Source organism: Haladaptatus sp. W1 (assembly GCF_001723155.1).
Classification (GTDB): Archaea; Halobacteriota; Halobacteria; order Halobacteriales; family Haladaptataceae; genus Haladaptatus; species Haladaptatus paucihalophilus.
On record NZ_MEIH01000096.1, the window covers coordinates 1 to 17,226 of the forward strand.

Annotated in this window: 21 protein-coding genes and 1 pseudogene; 13 read left to right on the forward strand and 9 right to left on the reverse strand. The window is 62.3% G+C overall.

The features are described from left to right. Both BG842_RS05450 and BG842_RS05455 read left to right on the forward strand, forming a co-directional pair. The coding region (locus BG842_RS05450; protein ID WP_254662922.1) for a His/Gly/Thr/Pro-type tRNA ligase C-terminal domain-containing protein at window positions 1-648 on the forward strand (648 nt) is incomplete at its 5' end. Window positions 649-650: 2 nt separating this feature from the next. Continuing rightward, window positions 651-1,226: a dolichol kinase gene (locus BG842_RS05455; protein ID WP_069449991.1), complete on the forward strand. Its 576-nt coding sequence runs from the start codon at window positions 651-653 to the stop codon at window positions 1,224-1,226. Here the strand turns inward: BG842_RS05455 and BG842_RS29595 are convergent, their stop codons facing one another. Continuing rightward, window positions 1,227-1,403, reverse strand: coding sequence for a hypothetical protein (locus tag BG842_RS29595; RefSeq protein WP_175424082.1), 177 nt, complete (start codon window positions 1,401-1,403; stop codon window positions 1,227-1,229). It abuts the gene before it with no gap. Between the two features lie 103 nt (window positions 1,404-1,506). Between BG842_RS29595 and BG842_RS05460 the strand changes: the two genes are divergently transcribed. Next, window positions 1,507-3,927: a DEAD/DEAH box helicase gene (locus tag BG842_RS05460; protein ID WP_069449992.1), complete on the forward strand. Its 2,421-nt coding sequence runs from the start codon at window positions 1,507-1,509 to the stop codon at window positions 3,925-3,927. A gap of 175 nt (window positions 3,928-4,102) precedes the next feature. Beyond that, window positions 4,103-4,351 (forward strand): hypothetical protein, encoded by a 249-nt coding sequence (locus BG842_RS05465; protein ID WP_254662923.1) that lies wholly within the window; start codon window positions 4,103-4,105, stop codon window positions 4,349-4,351. Here BG842_RS05465 and BG842_RS05470 read toward each other — a convergent pair. Both BG842_RS05470 and BG842_RS05475 read right to left on the reverse strand, forming a co-directional pair. After that, window positions 4,338-4,730: a universal stress protein gene (locus BG842_RS05470; RefSeq protein WP_069449994.1), complete on the reverse strand. Its 393-nt coding sequence runs from the start codon at window positions 4,728-4,730 to the stop codon at window positions 4,338-4,340. The two genes, BG842_RS05465 and BG842_RS05470, sit on opposite strands and share 14 nt — an antisense overlap. Window positions 4,731-4,755: 25 nt before the next feature. Further along, window positions 4,756-5,463, reverse strand: coding sequence for an Sjogren's syndrome/scleroderma autoantigen 1 family protein (locus tag BG842_RS05475; protein ID WP_069449995.1), 708 nt, complete (start codon window positions 5,461-5,463; stop codon window positions 4,756-4,758). Between the two features lie 86 nt (window positions 5,464-5,549). Here BG842_RS05475 and BG842_RS05480 point away from each other — a divergent pair, with 86 nt between their 5' ends. Then, window positions 5,550-6,209, forward strand: coding sequence for a hypothetical protein (locus BG842_RS05480; RefSeq protein ID WP_069449996.1), 660 nt, complete (start codon window positions 5,550-5,552; stop codon window positions 6,207-6,209). Here BG842_RS05480 and BG842_RS05485 read toward each other — a convergent pair. The 3 genes and pseudogenes from BG842_RS05485 to BG842_RS05495 form a co-directional block, all read right to left on the reverse strand. Further along, window positions 6,195-6,806: pseudogene (locus BG842_RS05485) on the reverse strand (L-threonylcarbamoyladenylate synthase). The gene BG842_RS05480 and the pseudogene BG842_RS05485 overlap by 15 nt on opposite strands. A 57-nt stretch (window positions 6,807-6,863) precedes the next feature. Continuing rightward, window positions 6,864-7,373, reverse strand: coding sequence for a redoxin domain-containing protein (locus BG842_RS05490; protein WP_069449997.1), 510 nt, complete (start codon window positions 7,371-7,373; stop codon window positions 6,864-6,866). Then, the gene (locus BG842_RS05495; RefSeq protein WP_069449998.1) at window positions 7,373-7,642 is read right to left on the reverse strand and encodes a glutathione S-transferase N-terminal domain-containing protein; all 270 of its coding nucleotides are present in this window, start codon (window positions 7,640-7,642) and stop codon (window positions 7,373-7,375) included. Before BG842_RS05495 ends, BG842_RS05490 begins: the two co-directional genes overlap by 1 nt. Before the next feature lie 117 nt (window positions 7,643-7,759). Between BG842_RS05495 and BG842_RS05500 the strand changes: the two genes are divergently transcribed. Then, entirely contained in the window at window positions 7,760-9,151 is a 1,392-nt protein-coding gene (locus BG842_RS05500) for a hemolysin family protein (RefSeq protein ID WP_069449999.1), read from the forward strand. Window positions 9,152-9,244: 93 nt separating this feature from the next. Here BG842_RS05500 and BG842_RS05505 read toward each other — a convergent pair whose 3' ends face one another. Next, window positions 9,245-9,652 (reverse strand): hypothetical protein, encoded by a 408-nt coding sequence (locus tag BG842_RS05505; RefSeq protein WP_139136026.1) that lies wholly within the window; start codon window positions 9,650-9,652, stop codon window positions 9,245-9,247. Between the two features lie 182 nt (window positions 9,653-9,834). Here BG842_RS05505 and BG842_RS05510 point away from each other — a divergent pair, with 182 nt between their 5' ends. Continuing rightward, complete coding sequence (locus tag BG842_RS05510) at window positions 9,835-10,050, forward strand: AbrB/MazE/SpoVT family DNA-binding domain-containing protein (protein ID WP_139136027.1); 216 nt, start codon at window positions 9,835-9,837, stop codon at window positions 10,048-10,050. 299 nt (window positions 10,051-10,349) lie between these two features. Here the strand turns inward: BG842_RS05510 and BG842_RS05515 are convergent, their stop codons facing one another. Then, window positions 10,350-10,952: a conditioned medium-induced protein 4 gene (locus BG842_RS05515; protein ID WP_069450002.1), complete on the reverse strand. Its 603-nt coding sequence runs from the start codon at window positions 10,950-10,952 to the stop codon at window positions 10,350-10,352. A 127-nt stretch (window positions 10,953-11,079) separates the two neighbouring features. Here BG842_RS05515 and BG842_RS05520 point away from each other — a divergent pair, with 127 nt between their 5' ends. From BG842_RS05520 to BG842_RS05540, 5 genes are all read left to right on the forward strand, one after another. Next, entirely contained in the window at window positions 11,080-11,667 is a 588-nt protein-coding gene (locus BG842_RS05520) for a biotin transporter BioY (RefSeq protein ID WP_069450003.1), read from the forward strand. Between the two features lie 18 nt (window positions 11,668-11,685). Continuing rightward, complete coding sequence (locus BG842_RS05525) at window positions 11,686-12,384, forward strand: energy-coupling factor ABC transporter ATP-binding protein (RefSeq protein WP_069450004.1); 699 nt, start codon at window positions 11,686-11,688, stop codon at window positions 12,382-12,384. Further along, on the forward strand, window positions 12,381-13,088 hold the full coding sequence (locus tag BG842_RS05530; RefSeq protein WP_069450005.1) for an energy-coupling factor transporter transmembrane protein EcfT: 708 nt from the start codon (window positions 12,381-12,383) through the stop codon (window positions 13,086-13,088). The genes BG842_RS05525 and BG842_RS05530 overlap by 4 nt, the downstream gene beginning before the upstream one ends. Window positions 13,089-13,175: 87 nt before the next feature. Then, window positions 13,176-15,302: a (Fe-S)-binding protein gene (locus BG842_RS05535; protein WP_069450006.1), complete on the forward strand. Its 2,127-nt coding sequence runs from the start codon at window positions 13,176-13,178 to the stop codon at window positions 15,300-15,302. A 317-nt stretch (window positions 15,303-15,619) separates the two neighbouring features. Next, the gene (locus BG842_RS05540) at window positions 15,620-15,886 is read left to right on the forward strand and encodes a hypothetical protein (protein ID WP_069450008.1); all 267 of its coding nucleotides are present in this window, start codon (window positions 15,620-15,622) and stop codon (window positions 15,884-15,886) included. Between the two features lie 157 nt (window positions 15,887-16,043). Here BG842_RS05540 and larB read toward each other — a convergent pair whose 3' ends face one another. Further along, window positions 16,044-16,826 (reverse strand): nickel pincer cofactor biosynthesis protein LarB, encoded by a 783-nt coding sequence (gene larB, locus BG842_RS05545; RefSeq protein WP_069449956.1) that lies wholly within the window; start codon window positions 16,824-16,826, stop codon window positions 16,044-16,046. 122 nt (window positions 16,827-16,948) lie between these two features. Here larB and BG842_RS05550 point away from each other — a divergent pair. After that, on the forward strand, window positions 16,949-17,226 hold a 278-nt coding region (locus BG842_RS05550; protein WP_069450007.1), incomplete at its 3' end, for a HalOD1 output domain-containing protein.

Genomic DNA, 17,226 nt, shown 5'->3' on the forward strand with positions numbered 1-17,226 from the left:
GACCCCGACATGAGCTATCTCGGTCCGGAGTTCGGCGGCGCGGCCGCCGACATCGCCGAGGCGCTCCAGACGCTCGCGGAGCGCGACCGCACCGCCTTCGACGGCGACGAGGTGACCGTGGAAGCCGACGGCGACACCTACGCGATTCCGGTCGAGAAGACCGGTTTCAGCGTCGAGGAAGTCAAGGAGTCGGGCGAACACATAGTTCCGCACGTCGTCGAACCGTCCATCGGTATCGGCCGCGTGCTTTACACCGTCCTCGACCACGCCTACGACACGGACGAAATCGAGGGCGAAACGCGAACCCGGCTGTCGCTCGACCCCGAAATCGCGCCGACGACGGTCGGCGTCTTCCCGCTCATGGACAAGGACGGCATGGGCGAGACGGCCAGAGATATCGCGGCCGAACTCCGAAGCCATGGCCTCGATGTGGTCTACGACGACTCCGGGAACATCGGCCGTCGATATCGGCGACAGGATGAAGTCGGCACGCCGTTCTGCGTCACCGTCGATTACGAGGGTCTCGAAGACGACACGGTGACGCTCCGCGAGCGAGACTCAACCGAACAGGTTCGCGTCGCCGTCGACGACCTCCCGAGCCTCATCGCCGACCTTCGGAGCGGCGAGCGCGCCTTCTCCGAACTCTAACCGTGGCGGGTGAAGTCAAGCGCAGGCTGGTACACGTCAGCGGAACCGGATTTCCGGCGCTGTACCTACTGGGCTTGCTGACGTGGGAGCAGTTGCGCTGGCTTCTTCTCCTCGGTTCCGCGGTCGCGCTCGCACTCGAAATCATCCGCCTGTTCGTCGGCCTCGACTGGAAGATATACGACGAACTCACGCGGAGTTACGAACAGGACAACCTCGCAGGTTACGCCCTCTACTTCTTCGGCATGACCGCGACGGCGTGGGTGTTCGAACCGCGAATCGCCATTCCCGCGATGCTCATGCTGACCATCGCCGACCCCATCAGCGGCCTCATCGGGTCGGGCGAACTCGGCATCAAGGCGGCCCACACTTTGCTGGTGACTTTCGCGGTCTGTCTTCTCATCGCATCCGCCTTCGGCCTCCCGCTTCCCGCCGCCGTGTTCGGTGCCGTCGCTGCGACGCTCGCGGACGGCGTGAAACCCGTCATCGCGGGCTACGTCATCGACGACAACCTCACGATTCCCATCGGTGCCGCCGTGGCTATCTTCGTCGGGTTGCGGTATCTGCCGATGCTCGTTTGATCATCCGTAACCGTACTTCGGGAGGTCGTCATCGCGCTGCACCTGACCATTCTCTCCCTTGGCGAGTTCGATACTCTGACCGGTTCGGAGACGACGAACCGTCGAACACTTCCGTCGGACGACCGCTCTCAGCCAGAGGAACAGCATCCGAACGACGTAGCGGAGGTGTTTTGCCATTCGATTGGCGGGTTTGGTCCCGCTATCTCATATAAACCTTCGCCGACCACTTTCACTCCGCCACACGAATCCTTTAACCGAATGACGACCAAACTCACGACGAATGGCGACCACGGACGCTGCAACGAACTACGTGGAACACCCCTATCTCTCGCCCTCGTTCATCGAGCGGCGACTCTATCAGATTCAACTGGCCGGGACCGCGCGGAACGACCACACGCTCGTCTGCCTCCCGACCGGACTGGGGAAGACGACGGTCAGCTTGCTCGTCACGGCCGAACGGTTCGACGACGTGGGCGGGAAATCGCTCCTCCTCGCACCGACGAAACCGCTGGTGAACCAGCACGCCGACTTCTATCGGGAAGCCCTCTCGATTCCGGACGAGGACATCGTGGTCTTCACCGGCGAGGTCCGCCCCGACGAACGCTCGGAGCTTTGGAAATCGTCGAAAGTCATCATCGCCACGCCGCAAGTCGTGGAAAACGACATCGTGGGCGGGCGCATCGACCTCGGACCGGTGACGCACGTCACCTTCGACGAGTGTCACCGCGCGACCGGTGACTACGCGTACAACTACATCGCGGAGCGCTACCACGCGGACGCGAACGACCCGCTCGTTACCGGAATGAGCGCGTCGCCGGGCGGGGACAAGGAGTCGATTCTGGAGGTCTGTGAGAACCTCGGACTGCACGAAGTGGAAGTGATGACGGAGGAAGACAGCGACGTCTCGACGTACACCCACGACACCGAAGTCGAGTGGGTTCGCGTGCAACTCCCCGACGAAATCATCGAGATTCGGGACGCCCTGAACGAGGTCATCTCCGATAGATTGGAGCGCCTGAAGGACCTCGGCGTCATCAACACGACGCGCCCCGACGTCTCCCAGAAGGACCTGAACAAGGTCCGGGGTCAGTTGCAGAAACTCATCGACAACGACCAGTCGGAGGGGTACCAAGGCATGTCCGCGCACGCGGAGGTGATGAAACTCCGCCGGGCGGTCGAACTCGCGGAAACCCAGAGCGTCGAATCTCTCCGTCGGTATTTCGAACGCCAGCGCAACTCCGCCCGCTCGTCGGGCGCGTCGAAGGCGAGCCAGCGCATGGTTTCCGAGCCGAAAGTGCAGGAAGCGATGCGCAAGGCGGTCCAGTACGAGGGTCGGCATCCGAAGTTTCAGAAGGTCAGGACCTACGTCGCCGAAACGCTGGGACTGAACGACGGGGAGCGTATCATCGTCTTCACCGAATCACGCGACACGGCGGAGACGCTGACGGACTTCTTCAACGACGAACTCGGAAACCAGTTGACCGCCCGGCGGTTCGTCGGACAGGGCGACAAGGACGGCAGCGACGGGATGACCCAGAAGGAACAGCAGGAAGCCCTCGACAAGTTCCGGGCTGGCGAGTTCGAGGTGCTCGTCTCCACCTCCGTTGCCGAGGAGGGTCTGGACGTACCGGAAGTCGATTTGGTACTCTTCTACGAACCCGTACCGACCGCGGTGCGGTCGATTCAGCGAAAAGGGCGGACCGGCCGACAGGCACAGGGACAAGTCGTCGTCCTTCTCGCCGAGGATACCCGCGACGAGGCGTACTTCTGGATTTCGAAGCGTCGGGAGGACGAGATGGAAGAAGAGTTACGAAAGCTCAAAGGCGTCGCCAAGGAAGTCGAGGAGGAACTGGACGATTCACAACAGACGCTCGGGTCGTTCGGCGGCGACGGTGACGGCGGCGGAAAGACGAGCGAGGTGGGCCACGGCTTACAGGAGTTCGAGACGGAGGCGGCGGGCGACACGGACGATGCCGAGGACGGTGCGGGCGACGGGGGGTCGGAACCGGATGGCGTCGTTGCGACGGCGCGCAAACGCGACAACTCCGATGCCGTCGAAATCGTCGCCGACCAGCGCGAACTCGACGCGAACATCGCCCGCGACCTCTCCGCACGCGAAGGCGTTGATGTCCGCCTCGAAACACTCGCGGTCGGCGACTACGTTCTGAGCGACCGAGTTGCCGTCGAGCGAAAGTCGGTGAGCGACTTCCTCGATACGCTCGTCGGGAGCGACCGTTCGATGTTCGAACAGGTGGGGGACATGAACCGCCACTACGCCCGCCCGGTCGTCATCATCGAGGGCAACGGACTCTACGAGGAGCGAAACGTCCACCCGAACGCGATTCGGGGTGCGGTTTCGTCCCTCGCCGTCGATTTCGGTGCGAGCGTCCTCCGAACCGAGGACGAGGCGGACACGACGGACCTGCTCGAAGTCATCGCCACCCGCGAACAGGAGGTCGCACAGCGCGAGGTCTCCGTTCACGGCGACAAACACGCGAAGACGCTTCCCGAACAGCAGGAGTACGTCGTGGCCTCTATCGCTGACATCGGTCCGGTGACCGCTCGGGCGCTGCTCTCCGAGTTCGAGACGGTTCAAGCCGTCATGACCGCCTCGAAAGACGACCTTATGGAGACCGAGGGGGTCGGCGAGATAACCGCCGACAGAATCCGCGAGGTCGTTTCGAACGAGTACGATCCGTAAGGCTGGCTTACCGCAGGACAGGAGTGGTGTTTGATAACTAATGACATGCTGTCGGTCATCACGGCCTAAATCCGCTTTTTCGACGCTCGTATGGCGACGATGACGGTCGATAAACGGGGTGAACGGTCGGGACACGTTAAACCCTCCCTGCCGTTTGCCCGGATGAGAGTAAACTATGTTACCTCGCCTCATGGGGCAGGATGACGATGAGGAGCGGACAGTCGAACAGTGGTACGGAAAGCCACAGCACGAGATGGCCCCTTCGACCAGCGAACAGGAACTGTACGGTGACCCGCAGCACGACGTAGCAGACGGAGGCTCCCCGTCGGATTTCGACTTGGACCTCGGGTACACGTTGAACTGGTTCGACCTCTCCGAGGAGTTGGAAGCCGACGCCGAACGCCAGTTGCTTACGGAACGATAGTCACCGGCACCGCCTCGGAGCGAACTATCTTTTCGGCGGCGCTACCCAGGATTGCTCGGTCGACGGTTCCCGACCCGTGATGGCTCATGATGACGTGCTCGTAACCGTTCTCCGTCACCAGTTCGAGGACGTTCTCGCCGACTCGCTCCGCCGGTCGGAACTCCAGTCGCATATCGGTCGATAGTTTCGGCTCCGACTCGATGTCCGCCGACTCGAGGACGTCACGAGCACGTGAGAGTATCTCGTCGGTCGCGGATGTCGCCTCGTCGGAAAAGTGCACGACGTGGAGCGTGGCGTCGAACTTCCGAGCGAACTCCGCGGCGAACGCGAGCGCACGAAAACTCCCGTCGGAGCCGTCGATAGGAACCAGTACGTCCATGGGGAGACTGTCGGCCGGTTTCGGCTTAACGATTTGCCCGGTCGAGCGCGGCGAGCGCCTCCGCCGCCTCACGCGTCGCGGCTAGCAGTTCCCGCGAATAGCCGACATCGTTCGTGCCTTCCGCCTCCTGTGCAAGGGCCGTCAGCTTCCGCACCAACGCCTCCCGCGCCGCCGAAAGGTCACCCGTTCCCGAATCCTCCTCCGTTCGCGTTCCCGCCGCTCGCGTCCCCGCCGCTCGCGTCTCGGGTTGTCGTGCCCGTTCGCTTCGATTCTCCCCTCCCGTCTGGCTCGGGGGTGCACGCCGAGACTGACGCGGAACGCTTTGCGGTGGCGTCGGCGACTGTGCGCGGTTCGGTTCCCGCGACTGACTCGTTCCCGGCGATTCCGTCTGTGCGTCTTTTCCGCCCTGTCCGGGCGATTCGACCGTGATATCGCTCGCTTCTTCGGCGGTTTCGGTTCCGGCGGTCGCATCCGTTTCGTCCCTCTCCGCCGTTTTCGCCTCCGTGGCTTCTGCCTTCGACGTTTCGTTCCCGGCATCTTGGCAGGTCGGGCAGAACTCCGTCCCGTTCATTCGGAAAATAGGGTCGCCGCAGGTGTCGCAGTGTTTCCCCGTCATCGTCGCGCCCTGCAACAGCAGTTCGCTCATCCGTTGGGTCGATTTTCGCTCCTCCTTTTCGTTCTCGTACTGCTGGCGGAGCTTTTCCCGCTCCGCTTCCTTATCGAAATCGCTCATGAACGGACAGAGACTGTCCAGACTCTTGCCCCTTTCCCTCGTCTTTCGCCCCGAGATTTATATACCAAATCGCGGCCAGAACCACCGTGTCGAAGATACCGTTCACCGAACTCGAAACCGTGGCGTACTGCCCACGGAAGGGCTACTATCGGCGACAGGACGACATCGAAATTCCGGATCTCGTTACCGAACGGCGACGACTCGCGTTCGAATACGACCGCCTCCTCGATGCCCCCGATTCGGAACTCGCTGACCGTCCACTGGAAGTCCCACCCGCCCGATTTCGCGCGAATCTCGAACGCGCTACCGAGTTCGATGCGTGGGACCACCTCCGCTCGCCCGAGACACGCGACAGACTGGTCGAAGGGAAGGACTGTCGCGGCATCGTCCACAAAGTCCTCGTCCGTGACCCGCCGATTCCGTCGATGGTGTTCACCGGAACCCCACCAGAGACCGGCGTCTGGGAACCGCAAAGCGTCCGTGCGGTCGCCGCTGCGAAGGCGCTCTCGTGGGAACACGAGCGACCTATCGAACACGCCTTCGTGGAGTATCCGGCGTGCGGCGTCGTTCGGAAACTTCGCCTCTCGACGCGACGGAAGGCGACGTATCGACGCGCCCTCCGAACCGCTCGCGCGCTCGACGGGCCGCCGCCGCGGTTGACCAACCGGTCGAAATGCGACGCCTGCGAGTACCGCGCCGAGTGCGGCGTGAAAACCCGAACGCTTCGCTCGCTACTCGGCGGCTAGCCACGCTTCGATTTCTTCCGCGTTCTCCCGCGCCGGAGGATTTCACCCTGCTCTACGTTCACCACGGTGCTTCCGGTTCCGCCGGTTTCGCCGCCGTCGATGACGCATTCGGCGGCGTCCCGTATCTCGTCGTCGAGGTCGTCGATACGCGTCACGCTCCCTCGGCCGCTCACGTTGGCGCTCGTGCTGGTTATGGGCGCAACGTACCGGAGAAGGGACAGCGCGACCGGTTGGTCGGGAATTCGAACGCCGACGCGCGACCGTCCTCCGGTGAGTACGTCGGGAACGACATCGCGTTTCTCACAGAGCACGGTGACCGGCCCGGGAGAAACGCCTTCATAAACACCAGTTCCCGCTCGGTCGGACGAACGTAGTTCCGCGCGGTTTCGACGTCGGGAACCGCGAGCGAAATCGGTTTATCGCGCGCTCTTCCCTTCGCGTCGAACACCCGCTCTATCGCCGTCACGTCGAGCGCGTCGGCACCGAGACCGTACACCGTCTCGGTCGGATAGACGACGAGGTGACCGCCCGCATCGCCGTTGCCGCGCGTTCGAGTTCGTCTTCGCTCACGCCGTTTCCATCGCTCGCGTCTTCCATAACCGGGTGTTGTCGCTCCACGCGAAAAAAGCGTCGCGTCGTCCTCGACTGCTCGCTTCAGTCCTCTAGCGCCTGCTCCACTTCGTCGTAGTCCGGGAAGTCGGGCCACTCCGTGGCGACCCACGCGTACTCGACCGTCCGGTCTCGGTCCAGCAGAAACATCGCCGGTCGCGGTTCGCTGATGCCTTCCATCCCGTCCGACTCGTGCTCGATGCCGTACGATTTCCCGACGTCGTTCGCCGGGTCGCTGAACAGTCGGTACTCCATCTCGCGCTCCTCGATGAACGTCTTGTGCTCGTACGGCGTCGAAATCGACACGCCGACGATTCGAACGTCGTGCTTGTCGTCCCACGCGCGGTCGCGCAGTTCGTTCCACACGTAGGTCGCCGGGAACGCGCCGTCCATGCCGTGAAAGACGAGCAGCGCCCGTCCGTCGTCCGTGATGTCGGACAGAGAGACGTCCTCCCAGAGTTCGGCATCCACGAGCGGACGCGTGAAGTCCGGTGCCGTTTCGCCCACCTCGGGATGGTCCGACGGTGGCAGTTCCACGACCTCGAAATCGACCATTATTCGTCCCCTCCGTAGGTGTTCTCGATGTACTGGACGATGTTCGCGCTCTCGCTCATCGTGACGCCCGTGTTTTCGTCGACGATGGCCGGGACGGTCCGCTTGCCGCTGATGCGCTTGACGACGTTGCGGTCCGAGTGCATCGGTTCGACGAATCGCGACTGGTAGGTGATGTCGTGGTCCTGCAGTTTGCGGACGACGCGCTCACAGAACGGACATGCCTGCAATCGGTACAGCGTGATGTCCGGTTCTGTCGTCTCGGTGCTCATATTCACCGATTGGGACGAAACGCCCGTAAGGTCTTCGTTCTCGGCAGTTTCGCTCAAAATTTGGAACAGCACAAGAATAAAGAGTTAATCCCGCTGACGCTCAAGGTGGGTTATTGAATGACACTCTCCCCGACACTCATCGCACTTTCACAGACTGCGCCGCTGAATAGTCTGTTCAGCATCAATCCCTCCGAACAGTTGACTCTCTGGGGTGGGATCGCCTCCGTTCTCCTCCTTCTCGTACTCTCTGCGTTCTTCTCCTCCTCCGAAATCGCGATGTTCTCGCTCGCCAAACACCGCGTGGAAGCGCTCGTGGACGAGGGCGTCGACGGCGCGAAGACCGTCGATTCGCTCAAGAGCGACCCGCACCGCCTGCTCGTGACGATTCTCGTCGGTAACAACATCGTCAACATCGCGATGTCCTCGCTCACGACGGCGCTCGTCGGCATCTACTTCGACAACCCCGGTGCGACCGTCCTCATCTCGACGTTCGGCATCACCTCGCTCGTCTTGCTGTTCGGCGAGAGCGCGCCGAAATCCTACGCCGTCGAGAACACGGAGTCGTGGGCACTCAAAATCGCAAAGCCGCTCAAATACTCCGAGTATCTTCTCCTGCCGCTGGTCGTCACCTTCGATTACCTGACGCGGGCGGTCAACCGCGTCACGGGCGGTCGCTCCGCCATCGAAACCTCGTACGTCACGCGCGACGAGATTCAGGACATGATCCAGACCGGCGAGCGCGAGGGCGTCATCGAGGAGGACGAACGAGAGATGCTCCAGCGCATCTTCCGGTTCAACAACACCATCGCCAAGGAGGTCATGACGCCGCGCCTCGACATGACCGCCGTTCCGCAGGACGCGAGCATCGACGAGGCCATCGAGACGCTCGTTCAGTCGGGTCACGAGCGCGTTCCCGTCTACGAGGGAAGTCTGGACAACGTCATCGGTATCGTCACGGTGCGCGACCTCGTGCGCGAGAAGAACTACGGCGAGACGAAGACAGACGGCCTGAAACTGAGCAACCTGATTCAGCCGACGCTCCACGTTCCCGAGAGCAAGAACGTGGACGAACTGCTGACCGAGATGCGCGAAAACCGGATGCAGATGGTCATCGTCATCGACGAGTTCGGAACGACGGAAGGGTTGGTGACGATGGAGGATATGGTCGAGGAAATCGTCGGTGAAATCCTCGACGGCGAGGAAGAGGAACCGATAGAGCGCGTCGACGAGGACACCGTTATCGTTCGCGGCGAAGTCAACATCGACGAAGTGAACGAAGCCATGAAAATCGAGCTCCCCGAGGGCGAGGAGTTCGAAACCATCGCCGGGTTCATCTTCAACCGTGCGGGCAGGCTCGTGGAGGAGGGCGAGGACATCGACTACGAGGGCGTCCGCCTCCACGTCGAACAGGTCGAAAATACCCGCATCATGAAGGCTCGAATCACGCGGTTGGACGAGGAAGTCGAGCCGAACACGATAGAGGAAGGCGTCGAATCCGGCGCGGAATAGCGGTCACTGTTCTGTTTTCAGTCGATACGAAACACTGCGCGTTTCGGTCGGTACGAAAAATCGGCGCGCGGACTCTCGAACGACGGTCTCGGATTATTCGACCGTCGTCGTTACCTCTTCTTCCACCATCTCTTCTTCCTCGTGGTCGAACTGACCCTCTCCGAGCGCGATGAGGACGGTTCCGATGAGGTCGAGCGGCAGCGTGAAGAACGTCACCAACCCGAGCACGCCAGCGGTCATGCTGCCGTACCAGTTGTGACCGTTGTACGCCGACCACCCCCCAGCGAACTCGATAATCGAGAACACGAGGACGATACCGGCCAGAACTGCACCGCCGAGACCGCTCAACCCGAGCACTTCCAAGCTAGCGCTGGTGATGAGCAATCCGAGGCCCACGATGACGCCGATGATCCCCGCCAGCATCAGCAGGAAGCCACCGGCTCTGTACGTTCGTGGCGTGTACGTTGTCTCACGCTCGACTACTCGTTCGGTTGTTGCCATTCTATTTCCCCCCGTGTGAACGGGGGTGCCGTTTTCACTTATCCCCATCGTCCGTTCTAGAAATTGGATGGATTCAGATTCGGTACTCGTTCGGTTACTTTCCTCTGACAAAGTACGATTTCGTAAACGAACGTCGTACTTTTGCCGACGAAGCGTCTACCCTGATGGGAGGTGAGTCGATAGTGAACATTCCACATCTGCGCTTTCTGGACGACGACGAACAAGAAGAGCGAGCACATCCTCTCGGCATTCGCACCCTCCGCAAATCCGGCGGTTCGGTTGTCGTCACCATTCCGCCGGACGTCATCGACCTCGTAAACATGAACGTCGACGACGATGTCGTCGTTCACGCGACGTCCGACTCGATCACACTGACGAAACTTCCGAAACAGGAATAGCCGCGTTCCTTTTGCGACGGTAACGGCCCGTTGAACGGCGAGCAGAGAATGAGAACCGTTAATAGCCCGCCATCGTGATTCAATGCTATCAATTCAATTTATAAATTGATCGCCGGTTGGCTCGTCTTTTCCCTCCTCGGGGCGACGTTCCTGTACTGGCACAACTCCACGGAAGCCCTCACTCAATGGTGACGTGCAGACCGTCGGCGCGTCGTGCGGTTCGTGGAGCGATAGCTGTTCACTCCTGGCTCTTCTCTGGCTTTCCCCGTTTAAACGACGGCCGGTCGTCGAAAGGAATATTAAAACGAGACGTTCGTTTCCATCCCGTCCGTCGCGTCGTCCAACCCGTCCTGTTGGATGTCACTTGTCATTCTATCGGATATCTCTCTGTCTTGTAGAATGTTCTCGAACTCATTGATATACTGTTGGTTCACTGTTCGCGCCTCGTCTTTCGCCTCGATAACGCGACGGTAGCGGCGAACGGTCGATTCGTCGGTATCGAGTTCCGCCGAGCAGTCGGCGGTTGTCGCGCCGTCCCGAACGAGCGTCCGAAGGATCTCGATTTCGAACGGCGCGTCGGTGTCCGATGGTCGAAAGAGATGGAGGTCGATTCGGGCGCTGGCGACGTCTCCTTTGAGCGATTCGTCCCCGAGTTCGTCGGCGATTCCGTCGTCGCCGTCCCCGGCGTAAAATCGCCGAACGACCGTCTGTAGTTCCTCGTCGGTGAGCGGGGTATCGAAGTCGTACCGTTCGCGCATCTCCGCCACCACGGCGAGCAACTGCTCCTCGACTCTTTCTTCCGTTCCGAGCGAGCCGTGCGTCTCTTCCTGTTTTTCCGTGACTGTCTCCTCGTCGGTCAGATCGAGGAACATGTCACGGAGTTCTTCGGTCTTCTTATTCATAGCGCGTACCTCATGCCGGGAGTCTATAAAAACCTGTTGGGCGGTGGGTGAAATTTCGTTCCGACGATTGAAACAAGCCCCGTCGTCAACCGAAGTTATCATGGCGGTTGACGAGCGACCCTGTTCCATGTCCACTGAAACTGGCTCCGTCGAACTGGTTGGCGAGCAAACCGTCGGAAACATCGCACGAACCGCGCTGTTCGCCGCCATCGTCGGCGCGTTCGCGCAAGTCTCGTTTCCGAATCCGCTCGCTCCCGCCATCCCCGTCACGCTCCAAGTGCTCGGCGTCTTTCTCGCCGGAATCTTCCTCGGACCGCTCTGGGGGTCCGCGTCGCTCGTTCTCTACCTCGTCGCCGGTGCGGTCGGCGCGCCCGTCTTCGCCGGTGGCTCCGCCGGACTGGTCGATGTCGTGGGCGGTCTGACGAGCGGCTACCTGCTCTCGTACCCCTTCGCCGCGTTCGCCATCGGCGCAATCGTCCACGACGGACTGACGCTCCGTGAGCCGAAGCGCGCGGGTATCGTTCGTCTCGTCGGCGGAATGGTCGTCGGAACGGCCATTATCTACGCCTTCGGGACCGTCGGATTCTCCTACTTCGGTAACTACGGCCTCGTCGAGGCGTTCATGCTCTCGGCGGTCGCTTTCATCCCCTTCGAGGCGTTCAAAATCGCCGCCGCGGTCGGCATCGTTCGAAACGACCGCGTCACGGCCGAATGAAACTCGAACACCGACCGAATGATAACGACGCACAATCTCGTCCACCGCTTCGGCGACGCGGTGGCGCTCTCCGGCGTCTCGCTCACGATTCCCGACGGGGAGTTCGTCGTGATTTCCGGCCCGAACGGGAGCGGCAAGACGACGTTCGTCCGGCACTTCAACGGCCTCCTCTCGGCCGACGAGGGGACCGTTTTGGTGGACGAGACGCCGGTCGAGGATGACCTCGTGGCCGCCCGAACTCGCGTCGGCATGGTGTTCCAACACCCGCGGGACACCTTCGTCTCCGCGACCGTCGGCGCTGACGTGGCGTTCGGTCCGGAAAATCTCGGCCTCCCGCGCGAGGAAATCGACCGTCGCGTCGAAACGTCCCTGTCCGCGGTTGGAATGGCCGACCGCAGGGACGCGCGCATCGACACGCTCTCGGGCGGCGAGTGCCAGCGCGTCGCCATCGCGGGCGCGCTGGCGATGGAACCCGCCCATCTCGTGCTGGACGAACCGTTCACCGGACTGGACGGCCCGGCCCGCAAATCCGTGGTGTCCCACCTCGAAACGCTCTCGGCGTCGGGGACGGGCATCATCGTCGTCACTCACGACTTGCGGGACATCTGGTCGCTCGCGGACCGCGCGGTCGCGCTTCGTGACGGGAAAATCGCGGTCGATGGGTCGCCCGAGGAGACGGCATCCGAACTCGCACGCATCGGCATCCGGACGCCATGACGCTCGCCTACCGTTCGACGGGGGCGTTCGCGGAACGACTCGACCCCCGCGTGAAACTCCTGTTTCAAGCGGTCTTCGCGGCCGTCGCGCTCGCGCACACGACCCCCGTCGGACTCGCAACTCTGACGCTGGTGGTCGCTGCGGTGTTCCTCGGGGCGGCCACGTCTCCCGTGTGGGTGCTCCACGAGTTCCGCTACCTGTTCCCGTTCCTCGTCGGTGGCCCCGCGTTCGCCGCGCTCACGCTCGGCCCGCCGTGGGTGGTGCCGGGGGATGCCGTCGCGCCCGCGCTTGCGAGCTATCGCGTGCTCCTCGTCCTCTGTGTCAGCGCGGCCTACGTTCGGACGACGCCTGTCCGCGAGTCGCGCGCGGCGATTCAGTGGCTCGTCCCCGGTCGCGTCGGCCAGTTTCTCGGGATGGGCGTCGCCTTCGTCTTTCGCTTTCTTCCGGTTCTACAGGCGGATTTGCGGTCGATTCGGGACGCGATGGCCGCCCGACTCGGCGACGAGCGTTCGCTGACCGACCGGATGGAACTCGTCGGCGCGGCGGGGCTGTCGCGGGCGTTCTCCCGCGCCGATACGTTCTCGCTCGCCCTCCGCGCTCGCTGTTTCGCGTGGAACCCGACGCTTCCCCGTCTTGCGGTTTCGTCCGCGGACGTGCCCGCTGTGTTTCTGACCGCGGCGCTCCTCATCTGGGGGGTCATTTAAACTCCAAACAGATTTTTTATTCTCGCACGACGGCGGCGGGACGGGTGGGTGGCAAGATTTAAGCAATTCGTCTCCTCCTGATAAAACATGGCAATCTTCGCGCTCGCGGCGGCGGCGGGTACGACGCGCCCGACGTTCTGGAGAATCGGTCTGACGGGCGAGGCGATATTCTATTACCTCGCCGCCGTGACCGTCCTCTTTTTCGTCTACGGCGTCTACAACCGCTTCGCGCGGTACACCGACGGCGAGGAGGACTGGTTCGACCGGTTGGACGACCTACCGGGACGGATGACTCGTGCGGCGAAAACCGTCATCACGAACGAGAAGCAGTTCAACCGCGACCTGTACGGCGGGTTGATGCATTCGTTCATCCTGTGGGGCTTTTTGACCCTGCTCATCGGGACGACCATCCTCGCCATCGACATGGACGGCTATCGAAAGTTCACCCACTACTTCCTCGGCGGCGAGAAGTCCTTCTTCGTCGGGAGTTTCTACCTCGCGTACTCGATCGTGATGGACGCGATGGGACTGCTGTTCGTCGTCGGCATCTCGATGGCGCTCTACCGGCGCTACTGGGTCCGTAACGAACGGCTCTGGGGCAAACACACCGGCCGCGAGGACGACCTGTTCATCTGGACGCTGTTCCTGCTCGGCGTCGGCGGCTACCTCACCGAAGGCGTTCGGATTCTCGGCACCAGCGCGGTCCGAAACGTCGATTTCGAGACGGTCAGCTTCGTCGGCTGGTTCGTCAAGGACCTGCTCTCGGCGGCGGGCGTCACCCCCGAGATGGCGATGACGTGGTATCCCGTCACGTGGTGGGCGCACGCTCTCATCGCGCTCGTCTTCGTCGCGGCGATTCCGTACGCCAAACCGTTCCACATGCTGTCGTCGTACGCCAACGTCGTCACCCGCGACGAGAAGGCGGGCAAGCGACTGCCCGGCGTCCCCTCGGATGCCAGCCCCGACGAAATCGGCGCGAGCTCCATCGACGACTTCTCGTGGAAACAGCTGCTCGACCAGGACGCCTGTACGAAGTGCGGCCGCTGTTCGTCGGTCTGCCCCGCGAAGGCGTCCGGTCGCCCGCTCGACCCGCGCGACGTGATTCTCGACCTGAAACAGTACCGCGAGAACCTCGATATGGGCGGCGACGAAAAGCCCATCATCGCCGACGGCGGTTCCAGCGTCATCGACAGCAGCACGATGGAGTCCTGCATGGCCTGTATGGCCTGCATGGACGCCTGCCCGGTCGAAATCGAGCACCTCTCCTCGTTCACGGAGATGAACCGTCGGCTGACCGAATCCGGCCAGATGGACGTCAACGTGCAGGACGCGATGATGAACGTCTTCCAGAACGGCAACGCGTTCGGCGACCCCGAGCGCCGCCGTCCCGAGTGGACCGAGGAACTCGACTTCGAGATTCCCGACGCCCGCGACGAGGATGTGGAGTTCCTCTGGTACGTCGGCGACTACCCGTCCTACGACGAGCGCAACCGCCGCGTCGCCCGCTCCTTGGCGACTATCTTCCACGAGACGGGCGTCTCGTACGGAATCCTCTACGAGGACGAACAGAACGACGGCAACGACGTGCGCCGCGTCGGCGAGGAAGGGCTGTACGAGATGCTGGTCGAGGACAACGTGGCCGCCTTCGAGGAGTGCGACTACGACAAAATCGTCTGTACCGACCCGCACAGCTACAACACGTTCAAAAACGAGTACCCGGAGATGGACGAGGACTTCGACTCCCCGGTGCACCACTACACGCAGGTCGTCGAGGAACTGTTCCAGTCCGGTCGCATGGGCCTCTCGGGTACCGAACTCGATTACACGGTCACCTACCACGACCCGTGCCACCTCGGGCGCTACAACGACGAGTACGAGGCCCCGCGGGAAATCGTGAAAGGAACCGGCTGTACGCTGGACGAGATGCCGCGCAACCGCGCCAACTCCTTCTGCTGTGGTGGCGGCGGTGGCGGCCTCTGGATGGACTTGGAGGAGACCTCCAAACCCAGCGAGGAGCGCATCCGCGAGGCGCTCGAAGACACCGACGCCGGGTCCGGCGTCGAGAAGTTCGTCGTCGCCTGCCCGATGTGCATGACGATGTACGAGGACGGCCGGAAGACCGGCGGCTACGAGGACGACATCGAAATCGTGGACGTGGCCGAACTCGTCGTCGAAGCCCTCGGCGCTGAAGAGAAGATCAAAGTCTCGAACTGACCTTTCCGTTCTCGATTTCTGTTTCGCTCGTCGATTTTCCCGCCAATCAGCGGGCCGAACAACGACAGGACGCGCGGGTCAGTCGATTCGCACCGCTCGTGCGAATCGACCGAGCGCCCGGGGAGGTATGGGGACTCCGAGGGCGGGCGGCCGGAACCGCACGGCCGCCCGTTCGCACGCGGTGCGGTCGTTTTCCCTAGCCGTTGTATTCTTCGGGCTTCGTTCCAAGCCACGAATCACTGCGATACCGGACTATCATACCCTTCGAAATGATAGGAATTATAACAATTATGCGAAGCGGCACCGACCTAAAAACGATGAACTCCCTCCCCGTCGGCGTGGCGGTGTTCAGTTTCGTCTCGCACGTAGTCACGCTCTACGTTTGGTATCTCCGAGACAAACCGCCAATCGCCCTCATCACGTGGGCCGCATACGCGCTGTTCTGGGCATACCTCGCCGTTACGGCGTTCTTCGAACTGGAGTTCGCCACAGTCGGATTGGCGGTCCTCCTCGTGGTCGTTCTCTCGCTTACGGCCGTTCTCCTCCATCATCAGTGGACGAATGACCGAACGCAGTCCGCCTGACGCGACGACCTCGACCGGGTACTGTTTCCTATCGACTGTTCCTATATCCTCCTTCGAAGTACTATTTTCGATGAAATCTACTGAATATTACTGTTATCTACTAAATCATACTGATTTGCACCATTACGCGATAGCGACCAGCGTTTCCTCCTCCCTGTCAGTGCTCTCCGTCCTCGTGCTCCCGCGCCGCACCGACGGCGCGCGCTATCAGACCGGCCTGTCCGCCCGCCACGAACCCCGCGTCGATGTTGACCACGGACAGCACCGTACACGACTGCAACATCCCCGAGAGCGCCGCCTCGCCGTCGCTCGCGTGGCCGTAGCCGTTCGACACCGGCAGGCCGATGACGGGCGTGTCCACGAGTCCGGCGATGACGGTGGGGAGCGCGCCCTCGCGCCCCGCGGCGACGACGAGGGCGTCCGCCGCGCGGAGGGCGTCCACCTCGTCCAACACGCGGACCAGGGAGGCGACGCCCACGTCGTGAATCTCCTCGACGGTCGCGCCCATCTCCGACGCGATGACTGCGGCTTCTCCGGCGGGAATCGCGTCGCTCGTGCCCGCGCTGACGATGCCGACCGTCGCGTTCACCTCGGGCGGTTCGAAGGTCGGCGCGTGGGCGACGAGGACGTTCGCTCGCGTTCGAACCCGCACGTCCGCGTCCGGGTGGTCTGCATCGAGCCTCCGCTGGACCGCCCCCGTGTGGTCGTCGTCCACCCGCGTGACTATCGCTCTGCCCGCGGTTTCGACGGCCGTGGTTGCGAGTTCCGCGACTTCGCTCGGCGTCTTTCCGTCGGCGAGTATCGCCTCCGGGACGCCGCGACGCCGCTCGCGGGCCGCATCGAACCGCCCGGCCCCGTTCGTCGCGTATCCCGATAACATCGCCTCCGCTTCGGCGACGCTGGTTTCCCCGTTCGCCACCGATTCGAGTAGTTCGCGCATATTCGCCACTCTGTGGCCCTCCTACTCCTGTCTGTCGTCCGCGGTCAATCTACTTTACTTCACCCCAATTCATTTCGTGAGGTTTTTATATGCCGTCGTTGCCACCAAACAGTAGCCGAACTATGTCTCCGGGAAACCAACTGACTCCCCCACAACCGACGGTACCAACGAACGAACCGCCGCGAGAGTTCACCGTCCGAGAGGGAGAGCGGGTGAGTGAGACGGTCATCCGCGCCATCTCAGAACAGGACGACGTGAGTCTGACGGACATCGTTCCCCTCTACGAGTGTATCGACCCCGACGCGCTGGACGATTTCTTCGAACCCACCTACGACGGTCGCCCATCGACCGCGACGAGCGTCGAGTTCGAGTACGGCGGCTACACCGTCGTCGTCCGCGG

Bases quoted from the DNA above. Each gene is read 5' to 3' on its own strand.
- BG842_RS29595 (WP_175424082.1), bottom strand. From the start codon at position 1,403: ATGGCAAAACACCTCCGCTACGTCGTTCGGATGCTGTTCCTCTGGCTG.
- BG842_RS05460 (WP_069449992.1), top strand. From the start codon at position 1,507: ATGGCGACCACGGACGCTGCAACGAACTACGTGGAACACCCCTATCTC.
- BG842_RS05465 (WP_254662923.1), top strand. From the start codon at position 4,103: ATGTTACCTCGCCTCATGGGGCAGGATGACGATGAGGAGCGGACAGTC.
- BG842_RS05470 (WP_069449994.1), bottom strand. From the start codon at position 4,730: ATGGACGTACTGGTTCCTATCGACGGCTCCGACGGGAGTTTTCGTGCG.
- BG842_RS05475 (WP_069449995.1), bottom strand. From the start codon at position 5,463: ATGAGCGATTTCGATAAGGAAGCGGAGCGGGAAAAGCTCCGCCAGCAG.
- BG842_RS05490 (WP_069449997.1), bottom strand. From the start codon at position 7,373: ATGGTCGATTTCGAGGTCGTGGAACTGCCACCGTCGGACCATCCCGAG.
- BG842_RS05495 (WP_069449998.1), bottom strand. From the start codon at position 7,642: ATGAGCACCGAGACGACAGAACCGGACATCACGCTGTACCGATTGCAG.
- BG842_RS05500 (WP_069449999.1), top strand. From the start codon at position 7,760: ATGACACTCTCCCCGACACTCATCGCACTTTCACAGACTGCGCCGCTG.
- BG842_RS05505 (WP_139136026.1), bottom strand. From the start codon at position 9,652: ATGGCAACAACCGAACGAGTAGTCGAGCGTGAGACAACGTACACGCCA.
- BG842_RS05515 (WP_069450002.1), bottom strand. From the start codon at position 10,952: ATGAATAAGAAGACCGAAGAACTCCGTGACATGTTCCTCGATCTGACC.
- BG842_RS05520 (WP_069450003.1), top strand. From the start codon at position 11,080: ATGTCCACTGAAACTGGCTCCGTCGAACTGGTTGGCGAGCAAACCGTC.
- BG842_RS05525 (WP_069450004.1), top strand. From the start codon at position 11,686: ATGATAACGACGCACAATCTCGTCCACCGCTTCGGCGACGCGGTGGCG.
- BG842_RS05530 (WP_069450005.1), top strand. From the start codon at position 12,381: ATGACGCTCGCCTACCGTTCGACGGGGGCGTTCGCGGAACGACTCGAC.
- BG842_RS05535 (WP_069450006.1), top strand. From the start codon at position 13,176: ATGGCAATCTTCGCGCTCGCGGCGGCGGCGGGTACGACGCGCCCGACG.
- BG842_RS05540 (WP_069450008.1), top strand. From the start codon at position 15,620: ATGAACTCCCTCCCCGTCGGCGTGGCGGTGTTCAGTTTCGTCTCGCAC.
- larB (WP_069449956.1), bottom strand. From the start codon at position 16,826: ATGCGCGAACTACTCGAATCGGTGGCGAACGGGGAAACCAGCGTCGCC.